The sequence below is a fragment of the Streptomyces sp. NBC_01260 genome (assembly GCF_036226405.1).
GTDB lineage: Bacteria > Actinomycetota > Actinomycetes > Streptomycetales > Streptomycetaceae > Streptomyces > Streptomyces laculatispora.
In genome coordinates this window covers 8,919,077-8,939,657 of sequence record NZ_CP108464.1, presented here as the reverse complement: position 1 = coordinate 8,939,657, position 20,581 = coordinate 8,919,077, and the positions used below count along the sequence as shown (strand labels likewise).

The window sequence follows — 20,581 nt, the reverse complement described above, 5'->3', positions numbered from 1 at the left end:
ACCGGTGGTGAACGTCCAGCAGGCCGGACTGGACATCCCGTCCCGCCTGCCGACGTCCTCACGCCGCGGCCCGCAAGGGAAAGCACGGTGGGCGCCCGGCGGTCATCACCGACGAGATGCTGCATGCGGACGGCTCCTGGGCCCGCGCCGTAGCGCCTGGGGCACGGGAGCTGCCCACCGTGCACCAAAGTGGCCCCCGCCGTCTGTGGGACGAGAGTGCTGGGCGACCGTCTCGGGCGGGTTCCCGATGTCCAGGGCCGGGACCGCAAAACGTTCGGCTCGGTTCTGTAGTCGGTGGTGACGACATGTGACGAGTCTCGTTGACATCACATGCGTGACGCCAATTCCCTTGTGGGCACGGTGTTTTCGGGGCTCGCGGCGCTGGTCGTCGAGGAGGTGGTGGATGGCGGTGAGGCGATCCGGGTCGCGTCCGGACCCGGGATGCTCCCTTACCCTGCCCTGCCCTGCCCGGTGTGCGGGGTGCTGACGGGGAAGGTGCACGGGTACTACAGCGGTCCGTGGCGGATGCAACAGGATCCCCTGAAGACAGAGCCGGTCGGATACCGGCCTCGGCCCCGGCGCCCGCTCCGGCCACGGAGGCAGCAGCGGCTCGATCAGTGCCCACAAGTTGTCGTACACGGTCCACGGCCGAGTGCTCACACGCTCACGAACGGCCGAATCATCACACCGGTACGACGCCATCGCCAACGCCTCTGTCTGGAGCCTCACCCCTGAAGAGGCCGCCCCAACAGTCTCGTGCCCGTCATCGGCCTGGCCGGCTGCACGGCCCTTGCCCTGCCGGTGACCGCAGTCCTCCCGGGCACGGGTGTCCTTGCTCTTGGGGCGGGGGTCAAGGCCCCGACACGAGCGAACCCCTCCCCGGCACGACCAACCACAAGATCATCCCACCCGGTCAGCCAACGTGACAGCGCCGAGCAAACGCATGTGGCGGAGAACCTCGGACGTCGTTGCACCGGTCACCTCGGGATCAACGCCCCCATCGAGCCCAGGACCCACCCGTGCGGTACGGGTTCCCGCCCGGTGGCCGGCCTCCACGTCACGCGGGGAGTCGCCGACCATCCACGACCGGGCGAGGTCGAGATCGAGGTCGCGGGCGGCTTGGAGAAGCATGCCGGGGGCCGGCTTCCGGCAGCGGCAGACGAGCCGGTATCGGGGCACCGTGCCCTCCGGGTGGTGCGGGCAGGCGTAGATGGCGTCGAGCCGAACCTCCTGGCGGCCCAGGAGGGCGCGGAGCCGGTCGTGCATCGCGTCCAGGACGGTGGCGTCGAGCAGGCCCCGGGCGACCCCGCTCTGGTTGGTGACCACGACCAGAGCGAAGCCCTCCTCCTGAAGGGCGCGCAGCGGTGCACCAATGTCCGGCTGGAGGGCCAGCTCGTCCGGGTGGGCAGGGTAGTGGCGGTGCTCCGTGAGGGTGCCGTCGCGATCGAGGAGGACCGCCGGACGCCGGGGCCGGTCCGCGTTGCCGCCGGTGGCGGTCACTGGGCACCGACCCGCCCGGTGAGCCGGTCGATCCGGCTGGTGGTCGAATGCCCGTCCAGGTAGGGCACGGTGACGACACTGCCTCCCCAGCTCTCCACGAGGCCGGCCTCGGGGACGCGCTGCCCCGCGTAGTCGCCGCCCTTGACCCAGACGTCCGGGCGCAGCTCGGCCAGGATCCTCTCGGGGGTGTCCTCGTCGAAGACGAGCACGCCGTCCACGCAATCCAGCGCTTCCAGCAGCATCGCCCGTTCCCGCTCGCCAACGGCTGGTCGGCTCTCGCCCTTGAGACGGCGCACGGAGGCGTCGCTGTTGAGGCACACGATCAGTGTGTCTCCGAGGCGGCGGGCCTGTTCCAGGAGCGCCAAGTGCCCGGCGTGCAGCAGGTCGAAGCATCCCCCGGCGCCGACCACGCGCCCGCCGTGCTTCCGCACACGGGCGGCCAGTTCCTGCGGGTCTGTCGTGGCGGTGACGGGCCGGGCGGTCAGCGAGGAGGGGCCGCCCGAGGTGACGTATTGCGTGGCGGCGTCGACGGCCGCGGCCACCGCGTGCGAGGGCAGTCGTCCGGTGCCCAGCATCAGCGCGGCGGTGACGGCCAGTCGGTCGCCGGCCCCGCAGGCGTCCCCGGTGGCCCGCCGGGCCGGGACGACCAGGGGGTGGCTCTCGGGATCCGCGACGAGGACCGCGCCATCGCAGCCCCGGGTGACGGCCACCTGTTTGACGGGCCATCGGGCGAGCAGCCGTACGGCCCTCGCTGCATCGCCCGCGAGGTCGCGCGGCGCCGCGTCCCCGGTGAGGGCCAGGGCTTCTTCCGCGTTGGGGACGGCCAGCGCGGTCCCCGGTACCGGGGCGGTGCCCCGGGGATGCGGGTCCCACACCAGTGGTCGGCCCGTGGCCGCATCAGTCAGCGCCTGACGGACGTCGTCGTGGGCTGTGATGCCGCGCCCGTAGTCGCAGACGAGGACGGCGGAGGCTTCCGCAAGCCGGGCACGGGCCTCGGGCGGGAGTGGGCCGAGCCGAAGTGCCGCGGTGCCGACGCTGTCGGCACCGGAGTCACTGTCGGCATCGAATCGCAGCAGTGTACGGCCAGCCGCGCGGACGCGGGTCTTCGTCGGCGTGGCGCCTCCAATTGCGAGGCTTATGATCTCCACTCCCGCTTCGTCCAAGAGGGCGCGGACCCGGGCCCCGGGCGCGTCCTGCCCGAGGCCGCACACGAGGGTGATCCTCCAGTTGGGTTCCCGGGCGGCGAGTGCGGCGGCCAGCCCCGCGCCGCCCGGCCGTTCAGTGGTGCGGACGTTGGAGACGACGGGGACGGGGGCTTCGGGAGACAGCCGCTCGGCCGTACCGGTGATGTCACGGTCTAGCAGCACGTCGCCGACCACCACCAGCCGCCGTGTGTCACCTGGTTCCTCGGCAGCGGCGGCGTCGGCCTCGACGAAGTGGGCGTCGACGGCCGCGCACAGCAGGTGTATGGCGACCAGGTGGCATTCCTGGACGGTCGCCACCTGGGCGGCGTCCACGTACACGGCCAGATCGCTCGCCTCGGCCAGGGGATTCGGGCCGGGGCCGGTCAGTGCCCAGACGGTCAGGCCCGTCTCCCGACCCGCCCGGGCTGCGGCGAGCACGTTGGGGCTGGTTCCGGAGGCGGAGAGCAAAAGGAGGACGTCACCGGGCCGCCCGTGCGCGCGGACCTGCCGGGCGAAGACCTCTTCGGGCCCGTAGTCGTTGGTGAGGGCGGTGACCGAGGAGGAGTCGGCGTGCAGTGCGATCGCCGACAGCGGCGCACGCTCGGCGCGGAAGCGCCCGACGAGCTCGGAGGTGAGGTGCTGGGCTTCGGCCGCCGAGCCGCCGTTGCCCGCGACCAGGAGCCGCCCGCCGGCCGTCAGGACGGCGGCGAGGGCTCGACCCCACCGGTCCAGCGCAGCGGTGTCGAGGCGGTGCAATGCCCCGGTCAGGGCATGGATGTGGTCTCGGCCCGATATGGTCACGATGTGCCTTCCGAAAGGATTGGGACAGGGAGAGGGCCGTTGAAGTCCGGGCGGCACGCGACCACCCGCCCCGGTGTCACACGCGCCGGTGTCACACCGGCTCGGGTGCGACACCGGCGCGGACGCGCCGGGCCTGAAGCCGCAGCAGAAGAGCGGTCGCGAGCAGCCACAGTCCTGCCACGACCGTCTCGTGCACGACCGCGCCCCACAGCTCGCCGGCCGTGCCGGTGCCCAGGGAGCGCAGGGCGTCCAGCCCGGCTCCCAGGGGCAGCACCTGGCCGACCAAATGAAGGACGCCCTCCGGACCCACGGGAACGACCACGCCGGCGCAGAGCAGGATCAGATAGCCGGCGACGTTGACGACGAGCCCCTCGTCAAGGCCGGACAGAGCGAGGGCACAGCAGAACAGGCCCGTGCAGAGGCAGCCCACCGTGGTGAGGAGCACCAGGGGATACCCGGCCGCAACATCGGCCGTCCCGTGCCCGCCCAGAACGGTCGGCCCCAGGACGAGCAGCGCCAGGAGCGAGGCCGCCAGCCCTTCGGCGACGTACACCCAGGAGCGCAGGAGCAGGACGACGAGCAGCGGGGTGTCGCCGAGGCGCAGGCGGTACATGGTCCCCTGGGGTACCTCGGAGGTCACCACGGCGGAGACATGGCTGGTGACCGCGGCCACCGGGGCGAAGGCGACGGAGCCGACGAACGCGTGGGCGCGTCCGGCGTCTCCGGCAGTGAGCTGCCCGAGGAGGGTGAAGAAGGCGACCTGGAAGACGGTCCGGACTCCGATGCTGGCCGACGCCGCGAGTCCGGCCGAGGCGACACGGTAGTCCTTCCACGAAAGATGGCAGATCCTCAGGGCCGTGGTGAGCACATGGCGAACGGTGTCAGGCAAGTTCAAGGGTCCCCCCGGCTCGGCCGCGCCGCAGCACGGCGTTGAACGCCCACACCCCGCCAGCGAGATAGAGCATGGTCAGCAGCAGGACGCCCGCCAGATGCGCGTAGGCGAACGCCCGGCCGTGGGAGGCGTCTTGGACCAAGCCGGCCACGTGGTGCAGGCTGACGGCCTGGGCCGGCCAGCGCAGCACCGGGGCGAGCATGTCCGGAGGGATGACGATGCCGCCGAGGACGAAGACCGGGTAACCGAGGGCCTCGATGATGCGCAGGCCCGCCCGGGAGAGGAAGACGACACAGCTCAGGACGAGCCCCATGGCGGCTGCGGAGACCACGGCCGCCACAATGACGAGCGCGGCCACCGATGGCCGGGGAAGCTGCGGGTGCAGCCCGAGTACGGGAACGGCGATGGCCGCCGCGGCCAGGGTGCGTACGAAACCCGCCGCCGCGACACCGAGAGTCTTGCCCAACAGCACCGACAGCAGCGACACCGGGCGGACCAGCAGGGCCGCGAGGGTACCCTGCGACGCCTCACGACGGAGCAGCGTTCCCGCTCCCCAGAGGGTGGACGACCACAGGGCGATCATCACGACGCCGAACACGATCTCGGTCGTCCGCTCCGGGCCCAGGTGCGCGCCGTCCCGGGAGACGACGGCCAGCAGCACGACCGGTTGGATCACGGAGACGACCGTCGCGGTCTTGACCTGGGCTGTCTCCCGCATCTGGAGGACGGCGGCGCGCCACATCGCCCAGGCCTCGGCCTTCGCAACACGAAGAGCCTCACCCATGGTTCAGCGCCAGTCGTCGCAGCACGGCCTCGACACCGGGCGAGGCAACGTCGATGTCCGCCACCGGATGCCGTCGTACGACCTCGGCCAGCCGGTCGAGTACGGCCGCGTCCCAGGCGCCAACCTGGAAGGTGAGCCTCCACCCTTCCTCGTCCTGATGGATCCGCACGGACGCGTCGGTCAGGAGCGCGGCGGCGTCGCGCGGAGCGACTCCCGGGCCGGACAGCCGCACCTCGGCGGTGAAACCGGCCTGCTGCCGGAACTCGGCAATGGGCAGGTCGTGGGAGACCGTTCCGGAGTCGAGCAGGACGACCCGGCCCGCCAGGCGGTCGATGTCCGTGGGGTAATGGCTGGTGAGGATGACCGCCGTGCCCGCGCGGGCGAGGCGGGCGATGGTGTCGCGGACACGCTCCGCCTCCGCGAGGTCGAGGCCGATGGTCGGCTCGTCCAGCATGAGCAGGCACGGCCAGTTCAGCAGCCCCACGGCCAGATGGAGGCGTTGCCGCATCCCCTTGGAGAACGTCTCGACCCGGCTCCCCGCGCGCTCGGCAAGCCCGACCTCTTCCAGGGCAGCGAGCGAGCGCGTACGCAGGTGACGGTGCGATCCGGACAGACCGCCGAAGAACATGATGTTGTCGAGGGCCGAGAGTCGGGGGTACAAGCCCCGGTCGCCGCCGAAGACCACACTGAGGTGACGTCGCGCCAGGCGCCCATCCCTGGCCAGGTCGATGCCGCAGACGCTGGCTCCCCCCGCCGACGGCAGGAGGAGCGTGGAGAGGATCTTCAGGAGCGTGGTTTTGCCCGCACCGTTGTCCCCGAGCAGTCCGACAATCTCACCGATTCGTACGGTAAGGCCGACCCCGCGCAGTGCCTCGACGGGAGGGGTTCCCTGGAAGGTTCTGCGGAGGTTCTCCACCTGTAGTACTTCTCCGTCCGGCTGGCACGGCCCTACGACAGTCCTCATCCTCATTCCACGTCACCTCGTCATATTCCGGGCGTGTGCGGCAGAGACCTGACCTGCCCCGGGCTGGCGCGGCACCGGCCAGCCCGGGACCCGGCTTCCGCGGACGGAATTCCGGGCGATCTGCTAGATCACGCCGTCGGCGCGAAGGAACTGCTGAATCTGCGCGATGCGCTCCTCCTTGGTCATGTCGGTCACCTCCTCCTCTGATCGGACGACGGGCCTCCCGCAGCGTGGGCGCCGCCTTCACGCCCCACGACCACGCTCTACCCGGGGGCCGTGGACGTGCCGGGGAGGAAGCTCACGAAGTCGACGTCCTTGCGTCGGCCGGCGCTGTGGAAGTCGCCGTCGGCGACCGTCCGCACCCGGCACCTGACGCCGGCGCCGAGAACGTCCTCGAGGTTCCGCGTCAGCTCCGCGGCGTCCGCCGCAGTGAATGACGGGGCCGGTGCGACCAGTACAGCCACGGAGAAGTCCGCCTCCTGCACGATCTGGTAACGCCGAACCGGGTGGCGGCGAGCCGCCCGCGCGACCCAGAGCACGGGAAGAACCGTCCCGTCAGGCCGTCGCAACTCGCCGGGGTTGCGGCCTTCCACAAGGTCCATCACTTTGTGCGGGAGACCGCAGCCGCACGCGGCGGACGCCAGCGAGCCGAAATCACCGGTCCGGTAGCGGATCAGAGGCATCGCCCGATTGGTCAGGTCGGTGATCACGATCTCCCCGGTGTGCCCCTCCGACAGCGGTACACCGTCGTCGTCGACGACCTCCAGCCAGAGCCGCTCGGACTCGATGTGATAAGAGCCCGCCTCGCACTGCACCGCGATGGTGCCGGCTTCCTTCATCGCGTACATGTCGATCATTGGTAGGCCGAAGAACTCCGTGAGCGCTTCCCGTACGGCGGGGACGAGAAGCTCACCGCACGTCACGACGGACCGGACCGACAGCAGCGGGCCGCCGTGCGAGCGCAGCAGCTCCATGAAGTCCAAGAGGTTGCGTGGTGTGCCCGCCAGGACGTCCGGACGGAGGCTCCTGGCGCGCTCGGCGAACGCGGCGCGCTCGGCGGATCCGGCGCGGTCGGACGCCTCGCGTCCCGCGAGACCGAACTGCGCGACCCGCGCGAACCCCGCCCCGGGAGAGGTGTACTCGAACCAGCGGTCCATCCGCGCCAGGCACGGCATCAGCACCGTACGGTCGAACGCCTTGCCCTGCCGCTGGTTCCTGACGAGCGCGGTAGCCCACTCGTGGACCAGCGCATCATCGTGACGGACCATCCGCAACGGCACTCCGCTGGTCCCCGACGTCTCCAGAACCCGGCAGGTCGTCGGATCGATGTCGTCGTCGCAATGGTCGACCATGCCCTCGGCCAGCTCGAGCTTGCTCACCAGAGGGAACGTGGAGAGCAACCGCCAGGGATCTCCCCGGTCATCTGCCGTAATCCCCGCCCGCCGATACGCCGGGACGGCGTCGATGGCGTGCCGGAGCGACGCGGAAAGGCGCTCGCCCTGCAGGTCCCTGAGTGCTCCGGGCCGTCTCGCGATCTCGGAGTACCGCTCGTACTCCTCGTACACGCGCGGGAAGAGCAACCCCTCATGGATCAACTGCGACCGCCAGTGCCGCTCGTCCTCCGGCTCCACCAGCGGATCGAATCGCTGCCGCAATGCCCCACCGCCTCCGCTCCGCGCCCGTGTCCAACACCCCGGCGCTGTGCCTCACGCCGACCAGTCTGATGACCGCCTCTTGCGTCGAGCTAACGTCTCGCTAACGCGTCGCTGCTGAGGTGAGCTTCCCCTCGTAGCGTGGAGTCCGTGACTGCAGGGGAAGTTGGGAGTCATGGCGGAGAAGCGACGAAGGTTCAAGCCGGAGTTCCGTGAGGGAGCTGTACGGATCGTGACGGAGACGGGCAAGCCGATCGCCCAGACGCTTGTGCCTCACGCTCTCATCACGACCTGTGAGGCACAGCAGGTGGGAACACCTGTGGCGTACGTGGCTCAGCCCTTCAGAGGCTATGCAGACAACCCGGAAGGAAGTCCTCATCGCCGAGGCGGTCAAGGTGCTGGAACAAGGCGCGCGGTGTGCGCTGACGGGCGGAGAGTGGCTGAGCTACTCCGACGAAGTCACCGTGACCTCCGCGACGAAACTCGATATCGACCACCTCGTGCGGCTCGCCGAAGCCTGGGATTCCGGGGCATCGAAGTGGGACGCCGACCGGCGCGAGCAGTACGCCGACGACCTCACCGCTGAACGGTCGCTGGTAACGGTCACGGCGAGGACGAATCGCAGCAAGGCCGACCGCGACCCCGCGCAGTGGCTTCCGCCGGCCGCGTCCGCGCAGTGCACCTACGGTGCCGACTGGATCGCGACGAAGCTGCGGTGGAAGCTCACCGCGGACACCAAGGAGCGTGCGGCACTGGCGAAGCTCGCGAAGGGCTGCGCCAACACGGTCGTGAAGTACAAGGTCGGCTGACCTGACTTGGGGTCACCGCATCCGGGTCACGGTCAGTGTCCCGTGCCGGCCTGACCCGGCCAGGATCTCGACCACCAGGTCCGTGTCGATTCCGGTGTACGACCCGTCTCCGGCCCGCAGTTTCCCCGTCACCGGCGCATCGGCAAGGGCTGTTCCGGCATGCACGGCGAGGACCTGGTCGAGCCGGGCCGACAGCCGGACCCGGTCCTGCTCGGCGTCGGTGACTAGGGCCCGTATTGGGTTGTGATCACTGAGCGGTTCGCGTGAGGTCCTTGATCCAGATCATGGAGGCCCGGAGGTGGAGTCCGGCTTGGTAGCTCTCGGGCGTCTTGTCGTAGCGGGTGGCGATGCCGCGCCACGCCTTGAGCTTGTTGATCGAGCGCTCGACCGTGTTCCGTTCCTTGTACAGGGCGGTGTCGTGAGTGAGAGGCCGGCCGCCCCGGCGGCCTTTCTTCTTCCGGTTGGCGGTCTGGTCCTTCTTCTCCGGGATGACGGCCTTGATGCTGCGTCTGCGCAGGTAGGCGCGATTGCCGCGCGAGGAGTACGCCTTGTCGCCGGCGACTGCGTCGGGCCGGGTGCGGGGCCTGCCGGCCGGGCCACGGATCCGCAGCTTGTCGAGAACGGGGATGAACTGCGGGCTGTCGGCGGCCTGTCCCGCGCTCAGAGTCAGCACGAGCGGTCGGCACTGACGGTCGCAGGCGATGTGGACCTTGCTGGTCTGCCCGCCACGCGAGCGCCCGAGCAAGGCAGCCTTCAGCCGGAGCTTGCGGCGCCGCCGGAGACGTCTTCGCCCGGCAGCACCATCGGCTCCCGGCCCGGTTTGTTCATCTTCGGTGCCCCCTTTGAACGGGCCTTCTCCTCCTCCGCAGCCCTCTCCAGGGCGTCGAGCACTCCGGGGCCCAGACGCATGCCGGCCGCGTCATGGTGGGCACGGGTGGTGGTGGAGTCCACGCTGACCAGAGAGATATCCACCTCACCCCGCGCGGCCGCCTGCGCGATCAGCCCTTCCAGCAGGGCCTCGAAAACTCCGGCGTCCCGCCACTGGCGGAAGCGGTTGTGCACGGTGGACCACGCACCGAACTCGGCCGGCATCTCACGCCACTGCGCTCCCGAGCGGAACTTCCAGATCACGCCCTCGAACTGCTTCCGCAGCCACGCGGGATACGGGCCGTACTCGCCGATCGGCAGGTACGGCTCAACGTACTCCCACTCCAAGTCCGTCAGTTGCGCCCGTGTCATGCATTACGGACTACCGGACCCGCCCGCTCGACGAGGGCGAAACACACAGATTGATCACGACTCGATACACGCCCTAGGGCGAGGTTCCGAGGCCGGCGCCGGGGGCCGGTGTAACCGACCACGGCCGCTTCGGCCGTGGTCGCGTGCCTGATCTTCACCCACGACGACCGGCGCCCCAGCGGGTAGGCAGCCGTCCCGCGCTTCGCGACCAAGCCCTCCAGTCCCTGCTTGTTTCCGCACTGGGCGTGTCCCGATTCCTGGTCCTGTCCCTTATGACGGGGTGCTGTTGTCAGCGGGTGTCGCTCTGTGCGTGTCGCTTTGAGGCGTCCTTCGTGCGGGACGGGGTGGGCTGATGATGCGGCAGATGGTGTCGGCGTCGCTGCAGGACTGGGGGTCGGTCTTGGCTGCTTGCTGGGCCAGGTCGCGCAGAGCGGTGCGGGTTTTGCGGAGCTCGGCGATTCGCCGGTTGATCTCTTCGAGGTGCTGGTGGATGAGGTCGGTGACGTGTGCGCAGGGGGCCTCGCCGCTGTCTCGGAGCGCGAGGATGCCGCGGATCTCGGCGAGGGTGAGGCCGGCGTGCTGGGCATCGCGGATGAAGGTGAGGCGGGCTTCGGCGGCGGGCGGGTAGTCGCGGTAACCGCTCGAGGTCCGGGGCGGCGGGGGCACCAGGCCGGCCTGTTCGTAGTAGCGGATGGTCTTGGCGGTCAGTCCGCTGATGGTGGCGAGGTCCCCGATGCGCATGGCTCCAGGCTAACTCTTGACCTTCCAGTGTGCTGGAAGGTCTAACGTCGGCTGCAAAGGCGATGAGCTGGGAGGACGACATCATGCGGATCAGGGTGCTGACGGTTCCGGACTGTCCCAACGGGCCGGTCGTGCGGGAGCGGATCACGACCGCGCTGGCCGGGCGGGACGTCGAGGCGGAACTGATCGAGATCTCCGAGCAGGCGGAGGCCGAGCGGGCAGGGATGACCGGCTCACCAACCGTCCTGTTCGATGGCATCGACCCGTTCGTGCAGGCCGGAGCGGTGGCGAGCGTGTCGTGCCGGATCTATCGGGACGCCGACAGCAACGCGGATGGGGCGCCGAGCGTGGACGACCTGCGCCGGGCCCTGGCCGCCGCGGGTTTGCCGGAAGTGGCGGACGACGATTCCTGTGCGGATGTGCTCGACCTGGTTGGGCGGGACGGTCGGGGTCGTGTCGCGCCGGTCGAGGGCGGGCTGCGGGCGGTGCATCAGGCGGTGTTGCGGCACTTCGCCGCCACCGGCAGCGCGCCCGAGCTCGCCGAGCTGGAACCGGTCGCGGCAGCCATCGGTCAGACGGCATCCAAGGTGCTGGCCGAGCTGGCCCGGGAGGACTTCTTGGCTCTGGACCGGTACGGACGCATCCGGGCCGCGTATCCCTTCTCCGCGGTGCCGACCGCGCATCGGGTGGCGATCGCGGGCGGAACGCAGGTGTGGTCGATGTGCGCGATCGACGCACTGGGCATCTCCGCGATGCTGGAGACGGACACCGTGATCTCCTCTGCCGATCCGGTCACCGGAGAGAAGGTCACCGTCACCAGCGAGGACGGGAAGACCATATGGGCGCCGGCATCGGCGGTGGTGTTCGTCGGGCGCCGCGGCTGCTCGGGGCCCGCCGCCGAGGTGTGCTGCGACACCCTGAACTTCTTCACCAGCACGTCCTCCGCCCAGGCGTGGATCGAGCAGCATCCGGACGTGGACGGGCAGATCGTCGACCGGGACCGCGCCGAAGAGATCGGCAGGACCACCTTCGGGCCACTGCTGACCGCCAGCTGACCGGCCGGGCAGGCCCGTCAGGAGCTTCCTGGCTCCATAGAGCACCGACGCAGGACATTCCCCATGGACGGGACGGCCGGCGTTTCTGCGGAACGTCTCGCAGGAGCGAGCGCGGGCCGGGACGCGTCGCCGGTCGGCCACGGGTGAGTCGGCGGACCATGATGCCGATCATTGCCCAGCGGATCATGGTCTCTGAGCGGGCCGGGCTGGTCTCGTAGTCACGCGCGAGGCGGCGGTGGGCGGTGAGCCACGAGAAGGTGCGCTCGACCGCCCATCTCTTGGGCTGGACCTGGAATCCGCGCTGGTCCGGGGCCTTGCGCACGATCTCCAGCTCACGGCCGAGGATCGTGCCCGACCACTCAACGAAGCGGCCGGCGAAGCCCTGGTCCGCCCAGATCCTCTGCACGCCCTGGTGGTCCAGGCGGGTCCACAGCAATAAAGGCTTTGCGCCGTCGCGGTCCTGGATGTTCGCCGCGACCACGTGAACCGCCAGCAGCAAGCCCAGGGTGTCCGTGACGACGACCCGCTTGCGGCCCTTCGCCTTCTTGCCCGCGTCGAAGCCCCGGGTGCCTGCGGGGACAGTGTCGGCCGTGCGCACGGACTGCGAGTCGATCAGCCCGGCGCTCGGCTCCGCGTTACGGCCGTCAGCCTCACGGACCCGGCCGCGCGAGGGGTCCTGGAGCTGCTCGACGGTGCCGTCGTCGTGCCACCAGGTGACGTACCAGTACACAGTGGGCCAGGGCGGGAAGTCCTTGGGCAGTTTGAACCGTTCCGGGTTTGATCGAGGCTCGATCTTTTGGAAGGATCGAGTCCGTTATGGCGAAGCAATACCCCAAGGAGCTCAAGGAGCGGGCCGTGCGCCTGGTCCTGGAGACTCGTGATCAGTACAAGACCGAGTCCGCGGCGATCCGGTCGATCGGAGCGAAGCTCGACATCGGGCCGGAGTCCCTGCGCAACTGGGTGCGGCAGGCCGAGGTCGACGCCGGTGCTCGGACCGGGACAACGACCGAGGAATCCGCCCAGCTCAAAGCCCTCAAGAAGGAGGTCGCCGAGCTGAAGCGGGCGAACGAGATCTTGAAGGCGGCGGCGAGTTTCTTCGCGGCCGAGCTCGACCGGCCACACACACGCTCGTAGCGTTCATCGACGAGCACCGGGACCGCTTCGGCGGAGTCGAGCCGATCTGCAGGACGCTCACCGAGCACGATTGCAGCATCCACCCGTCCACCTACTACGCACACAAGAAGCGCCCGCTGTCAGCCCGTGCCATGCGGGACGCGGAACTGGCTCCGTTGATCGTGGAGATATTCCGGGACAACTACAGCGTCTACGGGGCCCGCAAGATCTGGGCCGAGCTGAAGCGGCAAGGTCATCAGGTGGCGCGGTGCACTGTTGAGCGCCTGATGAAAGCCGAGGGCCTCACGGGGGCGGTGCGCGGGAAGAAGATCGTCACCACCAGGGCGGACAAGGAAGCCGACCGGGCGCCGGACCGGCTGGGCCGGCAGTTCGTGGCCAGCGCCCCCAACCGGGTGTGGGTCGCCGACTTCACCTACGTGGCCACCTGGTCCGGCACCGTCTACGTCGCGTTCGTCGTGGACACCTTCTCCCGCCGGATTGTCGGCTGGTCCGCCGCGACGAACAAGCAGACCCCGCTGGTGCTGTCCGCACTCGAGATGGGCCTGTGGCAACGTGACCGCGCGAACACCCCTGTGATGGCACGGGAGTTGATCCATCACTCCGATGCCGGTTCGCAATACACCAGCTTCCGGCTCGCCGCCCACCTGGCGTCCGAACAGATCGCGGCCTCCATCGGCACCGTCGGCGACGCCCTGGACAACGCCCTGATGGAATCGACCATCGGTCTGTACAAAACCGAGCTGATCAAACCGCAGCGTCCCTGGAAGGCCCTGAGCGACGTCGAGTTGGCCACGGCCGAATGGGCCGACTGGTACAACCACCGACGACTCCACGGTGAAATAGGACACGTCCCACCAGTCGAATACGAAGCCACCTACTACCAACAGAACACCCAAGAACCGCAGGTCACAGCCACAATCTAGAGTCTCTACCGAACCCGGAACGGTTCACTGGCTGTGGTGGTCAGGGCTCGACGCCACTGAGGCGGAAGTCGATCTGCTCTGGCAGGCATTCCTGCGGCGCTTCGATATCGAGCACACCTTCCGGCTGTTCAAACAGACCCTGGGCTGGACCTGCCCGAAGATCCGCAGCCCCGAAGCCGCCGACCGCTGGACCTGGCTGATCCTCGTGGTCTTCACCCAGCTCCGGCTCGCCCGCCCCCTGGCGGCGGACCTGCGCCGACCCTGGGAGAAGCCAAGTCCCGCGGACAGGCTTACCCCTGCACGAGTCCGCCGAGATTTCCGGCACCTCCGGCCGAAGGCCGCCTGCCCAGCCGGAGCACCGAAATCCTCTCAGCCCGGCCCAGGACGGCCACCCGGCCGCAGAAACAACCAACCCACCGCACGCTACGACGTGCACACAGTCGGCAAACCAGACTCCACAAAGCGACAGACGAAGAAGCCAACGACTCCACGTCCACGCCGCACAGGTTAAAGATCAAGCTAGTGCTTGAAATTCTCGTGGACTTCCACGAATACTCCAACGCTGAAGAAGACGTTCTCCACACGCCCCGGAATCACGCGACCGAACTGAACGCGAGCGAACTCCTCAAGCGGATCCGGATGAAGCGCCTTCAGTGAGAAGGAAGCCTGGTGCCGCTCGATATCGACGCCCAGCACCACGATGGTGACCTGCTGTCCGACCTCCACAATGTCCGACGCCGCCTCGAAGCGAGTCCAGGCCAACTCGGTCACATTCACCAGTCCGTCGAGGCCTCCGATGTCGACGGACACGCCGAACTCCTCGATGGACGACACCACCCCTTTGCAGACCTGGCCCGGCTCCAGAGTCTCCAGGATCGTCCGGCGACCTCGATCTGCCGTCTCCGCCACACCGCCACCCCTTCTTCAACGGCCGAGTCTCTCACGTCGGACCATTGCGAGGGAGGCATCAGAGCGGCCTGATGGCGGGGACAACTCTCACTGTCACTTCCGGCCTTGAAGATCAGGAAGTGGAGCCCAAACTCGTTCGACTGCGCGTGGACAGTGATCAAGGATGCTCCAGACGTGCGGACGCCAGCCCGCGACCACCGAGTAGCGCCAGCCGCAGGCCGCGGCCACCTCCCTGCCCGCTGCGAACTTCAGCCGTCCGTGTCCTTGACCAGCTTCATCGGGCGAGCATGCAGCAGCCACATCCCGCCGCCGATCACGGCCAGGAAGTCCCCCAACGCTCGGATCCGTCCCACTTCCGAGCACAGGTGCCGAGCGAAGCATGTGCAGACCAACTACAACGCTCTGACCGGCCAACTATCGCGCTCAGCGGCCAGGTATAGCGTCAGCAACTGGCCGGGTACAGGAAGCCGGCCAGTCCCTTCGACGTCACGTTGGCTGTTTCAGCTCAGCAGGGGATTGCCCTGGAGATTCGCTTCACCGCACGGCCAGGGGCCCTCGGCCAGGGGGCCCAGCGGTGTTCGGAAAACCAGGACCTCGTTGTCCAGGGAGATAGCGACGCAGCCTTCGTTCATCAGTAGCGCGCGACCGATGATGGCTCGGCTGTCGTCCATGGCGAACAGTTCGTGTCCGGCGAGGTCCTTGTCCACGGCGAGCAGCTTGCCGTCGCGCCAGAACACCGCGGTTCCCTCGCAATCCATCGCGGGGTCGGACGTGTAGTAGCCCGTCAGCGCGGGCCCGTCCACGAGGGTGTTGTCCGGTGCGAGCCGCCGGAAGCGTGATCTCGACGGCAGGCGGTTTTCGAGCTCGGGGCCGCTGGCACTGCCGTTCTTGTCGACGAGCATGGCCCCGTGGCTGGCCCAGCGCGCGGTTTCGGTGCCGTCGCGGCCGAAGCGGCTGGTCGTGAACGCGCCGTAGCCCTGGGATCCGATCAGGAACTGACCAAGTCCCGCTATCGCTTTTCGGCCCGTGGGAGCGGGAGAGGTGGCCGCCACGGTCTCGCCGCTGCCCAGGTGAAGGAAGAACGTCCGCCCGATGCCGCCCCGTGTGTCCGTGAAACTGGCCGCGATCCGGTCGGCCGACACGAGCAGCGGCTCCCAATAATCGACGCCGATCTCCTCCGGGATCCAAGGTCTACGCGGCCGGACCTCCCATCCGGTCCGGTCTCCCATCTCCACCGCCCCCGGAAACGACACCGCACCGAGCACGATCGGCGTGGACCAGAGGCACTCGCCCTCTCTCGTGTACCGGGCCACGCGAGGCTCCGATACAGACGTGGGCCAACGTCGTTCCCCACGAACCAGGCGGGAAGCACTGACCCAGGAAATGACGAACCCGTCGTCGAGGAGAACGAACGCCCCGATCTCCTCATCGGGTCGGCACTCCGGACGGGCGGTGGGCCCAGTCGACCCGTCCGGCAGAACACCTTCCAGCAGCCGGCCGTCGCCGTCCGGATAGGCGACCCACAGCGTGCCCTCCGTGGACAAACGGGATTGCGGCCTGCCCGTCCCGGGATAGGCCCGCTGCCACGCCACCTTGCCTGAGAGGTCGACCCTCGTGATCACGGTCACCAGGGGATTCGCACCGTAGCCGGTCACGGTCAACGGCCCGGACGGATCGAACGCGGCCACAGCTCGGACCTGGCCCGGCAGGGTGAAGCACGATGAGAGGGGCATGCGCCGCATCTTGCCGCAAACCTCCGTCCGCAGAGGGTAGATCCTCTACAGCGCCGTCTCGGTCAACTGGAACGCTTCGGGGCCAACTTCGATACTCACGGCCGGGGCTGGCTGCAGCAGCACCGCCCCACCACGGGAACCCCGTCACCTGGCGGGTGTACCTCTCGGGTCGCCTTCGGCGATAGCGATCTCGGCAACGCGGTGAAGGGCATTCTGATACGCCACGGCATTGCCTGGTTCCTTCTGCCAGGCGCGGATGGTGACGGTGGAGGACTGCAGCGAGCCCAGGGGGATTCCGAGGTAGAGGGCGGCGGAACGGCGGGAGCGGCCGGTGGCCATCTGGACGAGGCGGATTGCCGCGTCCCGGCGCAGCTGCCGTCTCGGTGCGTCGAGATCCTCCAGCGGCGCCGCCCAGTGCTCGGGCAGGACAGCCGGGATGGTGCGAGGGTCGAGCCGGCCCCGGTGGGTAGGGAGCTGGGGGAAGAACGCGGGCTGGCCAGCGGCCTTGCGGGGAAGTCGGACGCTCCCACGGATCGCCTCGGTCATGGCGGGTGAGCAGTGAGGGGCGTGCTGCCGGAGCCGGATGTGTGCGGTGCTGGTCGAGGGCAGAGCGGACAGGAACTGAGCGAGCGTGTGGTGTCCGCTCGGGTCGTCGAGGATCGTCACGGTGAGGGCCATCAGGGTGGCCGCCGGGAGTGTGTCTGCCGGCGGGTGACCAAAGGTGCGAGCCACCCGTCCGTCGCCCAGTGCCCCTGTGCGCTCAGGGTGGGTACGGCGGAGAGCTTCGACGTGAGCCGCGACCGTGTCCATCGACCCGAGCTCCGCGAAGGTGTCCTGGGCAAGGGGCCAACTGCCGCGTAGGGCCGAGATGGTCGCTAGATCGAGATCGCCTACCTGGCACTGCGTCATACCCTGCTCAAGGGCCGCATTCTACGGTCGAAGGACCCGGTGGGCCTCACTCAGGAGATGTGGGGACTCCTGGCCATCTACCAGGCCCTGCGCTCGATGATGGTGACCGCGGTGGAGACAGCGCCCGGCTGCAATCCCGACCGGGCCGGCTTCACCGTGGCCCTGGAGGCCGCGCGCGACACGGTCGTCAGCGTCGCCGGGACGACCGCAGCCGCAGCTCCGAGCGGACGCCCCGACCTGGTAGGCCAAATCGGCGCCCGTGTCCTGCGGGCGTTGCTGCCCAAGCGCCGGATGCGGCTGTCCGCGCGCATCGTCAAGTGCGGAACGTCCCGCTACAACATCTGGAACCGCGATGGGCGGCCTCGCGACAGTACGCCAATCACCAGCATCGTGATCACCGTGCATCCACCGGCTCTCCCCACCGTGCACGCCGCAGACCGGGCCGCCTCCGGCCGCTGGGGGCAGGTCTGCCGGATCCTGGCGGAGAACTTCAACCAGGCCATGCCCGCCCGCGACATCGCAGGACACCTTGGCCTCACCGTCACCGGACGTATGCTCAGCGGCTTCAACGCGCAGCTCTGCTACTGGGCACGCAACGGCTGACTCATCCGCACGGCACCGAGTACCTACCAGATCCCTCTTCCGGGGGGGGCTTGACAATGTCAACTGAGCTTTAACTTCATGGCATTGGATGATCGACGCGCTCCGCTTCCTCGTGGACAACGGGATCAAGTGGCGGGCGATGCCCGTGGACTTCCCCGCCTGGCACCGGGTCTACGCGTTCTTCCGCCGCTGGCGGGACAAGGGCCTGGTCAAAGAGTTCCACGACCGGCTGCGTGGGAAGACCCGTGCCGCGGCCGGCCGGGATTCGGAGCCGACCGCGGGCATCATCGACTCCCAGTCGGTCAAGGGCGCCGCGTCCGTGCCTGCCTCCTCACGCGGCTTCGACGGCGGGAAGAAGATCAACGGCCGCAAGCGGCACATCGTGGTCGACACGGCAGGGCTGCTGCTGACGGTCATGGTCACCGCGGCGAACGTGACCGACCGGGAGGCGGCCCAGGTTCTACTCGCCCGGCTGACCAGGCGGTTCTTTCTGCTCAGGCTGGTCTGGGCCGACGGCGGCTACACCGGTCCCCTGGTCGACTTCGCCGCGAAGGCACTGCGTCTCGCACTCACGGTCGTCAAACGCGATGCGGGCCTGTCGGGCTTCGTGGTGCTTCCCCGCAGGTGGGCGGTGGAGCGGACGTTCGGGTGGCTGATGCGCTCGCGCCGGCTGGCACGCGACTACGAAAGGCGGACCGACACGTCCGAGGCGATGGTGCTGTGGTCGATGACCATGGTCATGAGTCGCCGCCTTGCGAAACAGCGACGCTGAAGGAGCCCGGAGTGTCCTCGACGAGCCAGCCTCGTGCGGCCAGACACTTCGCCTTGGACCGCACCCCTTCGATCTTCGCCGGAACAGGCTCGAGGCCAACAAGCTGGCGAGTTGCCGGCAGATCGCCGACCCTTCGCCGGCCCGCTCACGATCGGCCAGGACGTGCATGATCCGCTGGTAGTCCGGCGGCAGTACCGTCACGTCCAGCCCTTCCCGCCGCACCACCGAGCCGAGCACCGCCCGGGCCACCGCCGGTTCCGGCTCAACCGGCCGGGCATCCCGGAAAACTTGCGCATCCTCGGGTTCGCCGGCCTCGGACAGCACCTCACTCACCGTTTCCTTCGCGATCACCAGGCGATCCCGCACGGCCTCCGCCTCCTCCAGCTCGGCAACAAGCCGGTCCAGCACGTCCCGCAGCGACTCCACCCGCTGCCGGGCAGCGACCTCCCGCTCCTCGATCAACCCCATCACCGACGGCATCCGGCACCTCCACCAAAGAGAGAACACGACGTGTCATCTCTACTGCAGCGAAAGCAACTTCACGCCTGACCAGCGGAAACTCGGCGATCACATCCGGAAAGACAACAGATTCTTACGCCTGATGCTCAAGTTTGTGACTTGCGTCGGCGACTCGGCCGTCTTGGGGCCACCCGCTCCGCTTCGGAGGTGGCAGAAGAGGAGGCGAGCCCCGGGCTCAGGGCGTCGCGGACGGCGGTCAGGATGTCCTCGGCGTCGGCGCCGAGCGCACGAGCGGTGGAGGTGAAGTCCCGGGCCAGAGTGGTGAGTTGATCGGCATCGTGCGGGTGTGGCTCGGACGGGAGCGCCGCGACCCGGGTGCCCGCGCCACGGCGGGTGCGGATCAGCTCGGCGGCCTCCAGCTCGCGGTAGGCGCGAGCCACGGTGCCCGGCGCCAGACCGAGGTCGGCGGCGAGCTGGCGCACGGTCGGCAGGCGCTCGCCCTCGGTCAGCCGGCCGGTGCGGATCAGCGCGGCCAGCTGGGTGCGGATCTGCTCGTACGGCGGTGCCTGGCTGGTGGTGTCGACACGGATGGCGGGGTCATTCATCGTCGAAAGGGCCATTGTCGGCTGCCTCGTCGTCGACCGCCCGGGGTGCCACCACGGTGACCAGGGACCATCCGAAGGTGAACAGGCTCAGCAGGCCCAGGGGGCAGATCACCACGATGGTGACGGCTCCCAGCCGGCCGGCGCAGCCCTTCTCCGTGAGTGCGACGAAGATCATCAGCACGACGAGCAGCACCTGACTCGACACCAGCAGCCCCCAGGCTCCGGTGATCGCCCACGCGCGGTCGCGGCGCTGCTGGTCACCGCCCGGGCCGTGGGTGATACGGCGCAGGGCCCAGACGCAGACGGGGGTTCCAACCGCGAGGGCGGCGAACATCGGGCCGCTGTAGTACAGGCCGGGCCAGGGGCCGAGGGATGTGCGCATCCCTTCGCAGGTGACGGTGATGACATGCCCCGCTCCGCCTATCTGGTAGGGGTCGGAGGAGGCCGTGACCGCACCGATCACCAGCAGGCTACCGAGGGACGCCGCCTGCAGAAGAAGCAGTGGCGCCATGAGGGGCGGCACTTGGTCTCTGACCAGGCGCGGGGCGACACTCGCGGTGCGTACTGCTTCCTGGGGACGCAGGGTCAGGGCGTCGCCGAGCAGGACGCCGCCCACCACGCACAGGCCGAAAGCGGTGATGGCGAACACGAGGGGCATCGTGATGTCGCCGCTCTCCATGGTGGCCAACTGCTGTGCGGCCACGATGCCGATGGCCAGGCCGGACCAGCGGGCGTAGTAGTCGGCGTGGTCGAGGAACCGGGACTGGAGCGGGGCGGTGTCGAGCATACGGAGATCCCCCCAGATCATCTTGTATTAAGCGGTGAGTACAAGATGCCCTGGTCGGGATCTTGTGTCAAATGCTCGATACAAGGCGATGTGAAGAGAGAGGGCCTCTGACACAAGGGAGTTGCC

17 protein-coding genes and 5 pseudogenes are annotated in these 20,581 nt (G+C 68.9%); 6 read left to right on the top strand and 16 right to left on the bottom strand.

Translation table 11 applies throughout. The features are described 5' to 3' along the window. Positions 1 to 531: 531 nt before the first annotated feature. From OG322_RS39790 to OG322_RS39755, 7 genes and pseudogenes are all read right to left on the bottom strand, one after another. A pseudogene (locus OG322_RS39790) lies at positions 532 to 639 on the bottom strand (IS5/IS1182 family transposase); the annotation flags it as partial. A 261-nt stretch (positions 640 to 900) separates the two neighbouring features. Continuing rightward, positions 901 to 1,500 (bottom strand): D-glycero-alpha-D-manno-heptose-1,7-bisphosphate 7-phosphatase, encoded by a 600-nt coding sequence (locus OG322_RS39785; protein WP_329305893.1) that lies wholly within the window; start codon positions 1,498 to 1,500, stop codon positions 901 to 903. Continuing rightward, complete coding sequence (locus OG322_RS39780; RefSeq protein WP_398912395.1) at positions 1,497 to 3,485, bottom strand: PfkB family carbohydrate kinase; 1,989 nt, start codon at positions 3,483 to 3,485, stop codon at positions 1,497 to 1,499. Before OG322_RS39780 ends, OG322_RS39785 begins: the two co-directional genes overlap by 4 nt. A gap of 91 nt (positions 3,486 to 3,576) precedes the next feature. Beyond that, on the bottom strand, positions 3,577 to 4,374 hold the full coding sequence (locus OG322_RS39770) for an ABC transporter permease (RefSeq protein WP_185095533.1): 798 nt from the start codon (positions 4,372 to 4,374) through the stop codon (positions 3,577 to 3,579). Continuing rightward, entirely contained in the window at positions 4,367 to 5,161 is a 795-nt protein-coding gene (locus OG322_RS39765) for an ABC transporter permease (protein ID WP_123465903.1), read from the bottom strand. Before OG322_RS39765 ends, OG322_RS39770 begins: the two co-directional genes overlap by 8 nt. Beyond that, positions 5,154 to 6,077 (bottom strand): ABC transporter ATP-binding protein, encoded by a 924-nt coding sequence (locus OG322_RS39760; RefSeq protein ID WP_329305894.1) that lies wholly within the window; start codon positions 6,075 to 6,077, stop codon positions 5,154 to 5,156. Before OG322_RS39760 ends, OG322_RS39765 begins: the two co-directional genes overlap by 8 nt. A 311-nt stretch (positions 6,078 to 6,388) precedes the next feature. Next, the gene (locus OG322_RS39755; RefSeq protein ID WP_329305895.1) at positions 6,389 to 7,780 is read right to left on the bottom strand and encodes a phenylacetate--CoA ligase family protein; all 1,392 of its coding nucleotides are present in this window, start codon (positions 7,778 to 7,780) and stop codon (positions 6,389 to 6,391) included. A 347-nt stretch (positions 7,781 to 8,127) separates the two neighbouring features. On the opposite strand from OG322_RS39755, the gene OG322_RS39750 reads away from it, so the two are divergent. After that, positions 8,128 to 8,586 carry an HNH endonuclease family protein gene (locus tag OG322_RS39750; protein ID WP_124286043.1) on the top strand — a complete coding sequence of 153 codons (459 nt, stop codon included), beginning with the start codon at positions 8,128 to 8,130 and terminating at the stop codon, positions 8,584 to 8,586. A gap of 12 nt (positions 8,587 to 8,598) precedes the next feature. Here the strand turns inward: OG322_RS39750 and OG322_RS39745 are convergent, their stop codons facing one another. The 3 genes and pseudogenes from OG322_RS39745 to OG322_RS39735 all read right to left on the bottom strand — a co-directional run bounded on the left by OG322_RS39745 (position 8,599) and on the right by OG322_RS39735 (position 10,566). Further along, positions 8,599 to 8,751 carry a hypothetical protein gene (locus OG322_RS39745; protein ID WP_329305896.1) on the bottom strand — a complete coding sequence of 51 codons (153 nt, stop codon included), beginning with the start codon at positions 8,749 to 8,751 and terminating at the stop codon, positions 8,599 to 8,601. 82 nt (positions 8,752 to 8,833) lie between these two features. Beyond that, positions 8,834 to 9,825: pseudogene (locus OG322_RS39740) on the bottom strand (IS5 family transposase). Positions 9,826 to 10,095: 270 nt separating this feature from the next. After that, complete coding sequence (locus OG322_RS39735; protein ID WP_123465895.1) at positions 10,096 to 10,566, bottom strand: heavy metal-responsive transcriptional regulator; 471 nt, start codon at positions 10,564 to 10,566, stop codon at positions 10,096 to 10,098. A gap of 62 nt (positions 10,567 to 10,628) precedes the next feature. On the opposite strand from OG322_RS39735, the gene merB reads away from it, so the two are divergent. Then, entirely contained in the window at positions 10,629 to 11,621 is a 993-nt protein-coding gene (merB, locus tag OG322_RS39730; RefSeq protein ID WP_241200388.1) for an organomercurial lyase, read from the top strand. Between the two features lie 169 nt (positions 11,622 to 11,790). Here merB and OG322_RS41845 read toward each other — a convergent pair. Beyond that, a pseudogene (locus OG322_RS41845) lies at positions 11,791 to 12,381 on the bottom strand (IS5 family transposase); the annotation flags it as partial. 56 nt (positions 12,382 to 12,437) lie between these two features. Between OG322_RS41845 and OG322_RS39725 the strand changes: the two are divergent. Together OG322_RS39725 and OG322_RS39720 are read left to right on the top strand one after the other, a co-directional pair. After that, a protein-coding gene (locus OG322_RS39725) for an IS3 family transposase (RefSeq protein WP_260146865.1) occupies positions 12,438 to 13,678 on the top strand; the annotation gives its coding sequence in 2 pieces (ribosomal slippage) (positions 12,438 to 12,711 and positions 12,711 to 13,678; 1,242 coding nt in all). A gap of 28 nt (positions 13,679 to 13,706) precedes the next feature. After that, a pseudogene (locus tag OG322_RS39720) lies at positions 13,707 to 14,189 on the top strand (NF041680 family putative transposase); the annotation flags it as partial. 8 nt (positions 14,190 to 14,197) lie between these two features. Here OG322_RS39720 and OG322_RS39715 read toward each other — a convergent pair. The 3 genes from OG322_RS39715 to OG322_RS39705 all read right to left on the bottom strand — a co-directional run bounded on the left by OG322_RS39715 (position 14,198) and on the right by OG322_RS39705 (position 17,229). Then, entirely contained in the window at positions 14,198 to 14,587 is a 390-nt protein-coding gene (locus tag OG322_RS39715) for a S1 RNA-binding domain-containing protein (RefSeq protein WP_124286035.1), read from the bottom strand. 500 nt (positions 14,588 to 15,087) lie between these two features. Continuing rightward, positions 15,088 to 16,275 (bottom strand): hypothetical protein, encoded by a 1,188-nt coding sequence (locus tag OG322_RS39710; protein WP_241200383.1) that lies wholly within the window; start codon positions 16,273 to 16,275, stop codon positions 15,088 to 15,090. Positions 16,276 to 16,464: 189 nt separating this feature from the next. Continuing rightward, positions 16,465 to 17,229 carry a hypothetical protein gene (locus OG322_RS39705; RefSeq protein WP_329307684.1) on the bottom strand — a complete coding sequence of 255 codons (765 nt, stop codon included), beginning with the start codon at positions 17,227 to 17,229 and terminating at the stop codon, positions 16,465 to 16,467. Between the two features lie 39 nt (positions 17,230 to 17,268). On the opposite strand from OG322_RS39705, the gene OG322_RS39700 reads away from it, so the two are divergent. Both OG322_RS39700 and OG322_RS39695 read left to right on the top strand, forming a co-directional pair. After that, positions 17,269 to 17,832, top strand: coding sequence for a hypothetical protein (locus OG322_RS39700; protein ID WP_206432449.1), 564 nt, complete (start codon positions 17,269 to 17,271; stop codon positions 17,830 to 17,832). Between the two features lie 88 nt (positions 17,833 to 17,920). After that, positions 17,921 to 18,604 carry an IS5 family transposase gene (locus OG322_RS39695; RefSeq protein WP_124286032.1) on the top strand — a complete coding sequence of 228 codons (684 nt, stop codon included), beginning with the start codon at positions 17,921 to 17,923 and terminating at the stop codon, positions 18,602 to 18,604. Positions 18,605 to 19,293: 689 nt separating this feature from the next. Here OG322_RS39695 and OG322_RS39690 read toward each other — a convergent pair. Together OG322_RS39690 and OG322_RS39685 are read right to left on the bottom strand one after the other, a co-directional pair. Further along, positions 19,294 to 19,668 (bottom strand): annotated as a pseudogene (locus OG322_RS39690) (GntR family transcriptional regulator); the annotation flags it as partial. Continuing rightward, positions 19,661 to 20,455 carry a hypothetical protein gene (locus OG322_RS39685; RefSeq protein WP_206432448.1) on the bottom strand — a complete coding sequence of 265 codons (795 nt, stop codon included), beginning with the start codon at positions 20,453 to 20,455 and terminating at the stop codon, positions 19,661 to 19,663. The pseudogene OG322_RS39690 and the gene OG322_RS39685, both read right to left, overlap by 8 nt. Positions 20,456 to 20,581: the final 126 nt, after the last annotated feature.

Coding starts and splice junctions, on each gene's coding strand:
- merB (WP_241200388.1), top strand. CDS start 10,629: ATGAGCTGGGAGGACGACATCATGCGGATCAGGGTGCTGACGGTTCCG.
- OG322_RS39685 (WP_206432448.1), bottom strand. CDS start 20,455: ATGCTCGACACCGCCCCGCTCCAGTCCCGGTTCCTCGACCACGCCGAC.
- OG322_RS39705 (WP_329307684.1), bottom strand. CDS start 17,229: ATGACGCAGTGCCAGGTAGGCGATCTCGATCTAGCGACCATCTCGGCC.
- OG322_RS39765 (WP_123465903.1), bottom strand. CDS start 5,161: ATGGGTGAGGCTCTTCGTGTTGCGAAGGCCGAGGCCTGGGCGATGTGG.
- OG322_RS39750 (WP_124286043.1), top strand. CDS start 8,128: ATGCAGACAACCCGGAAGGAAGTCCTCATCGCCGAGGCGGTCAAGGTG.
- OG322_RS39695 (WP_124286032.1), top strand. CDS start 17,921: ATGATCGACGCGCTCCGCTTCCTCGTGGACAACGGGATCAAGTGGCGG.
- OG322_RS39735 (WP_123465895.1), bottom strand. CDS start 10,566: ATGCGCATCGGGGACCTCGCCACCATCAGCGGACTGACCGCCAAGACC.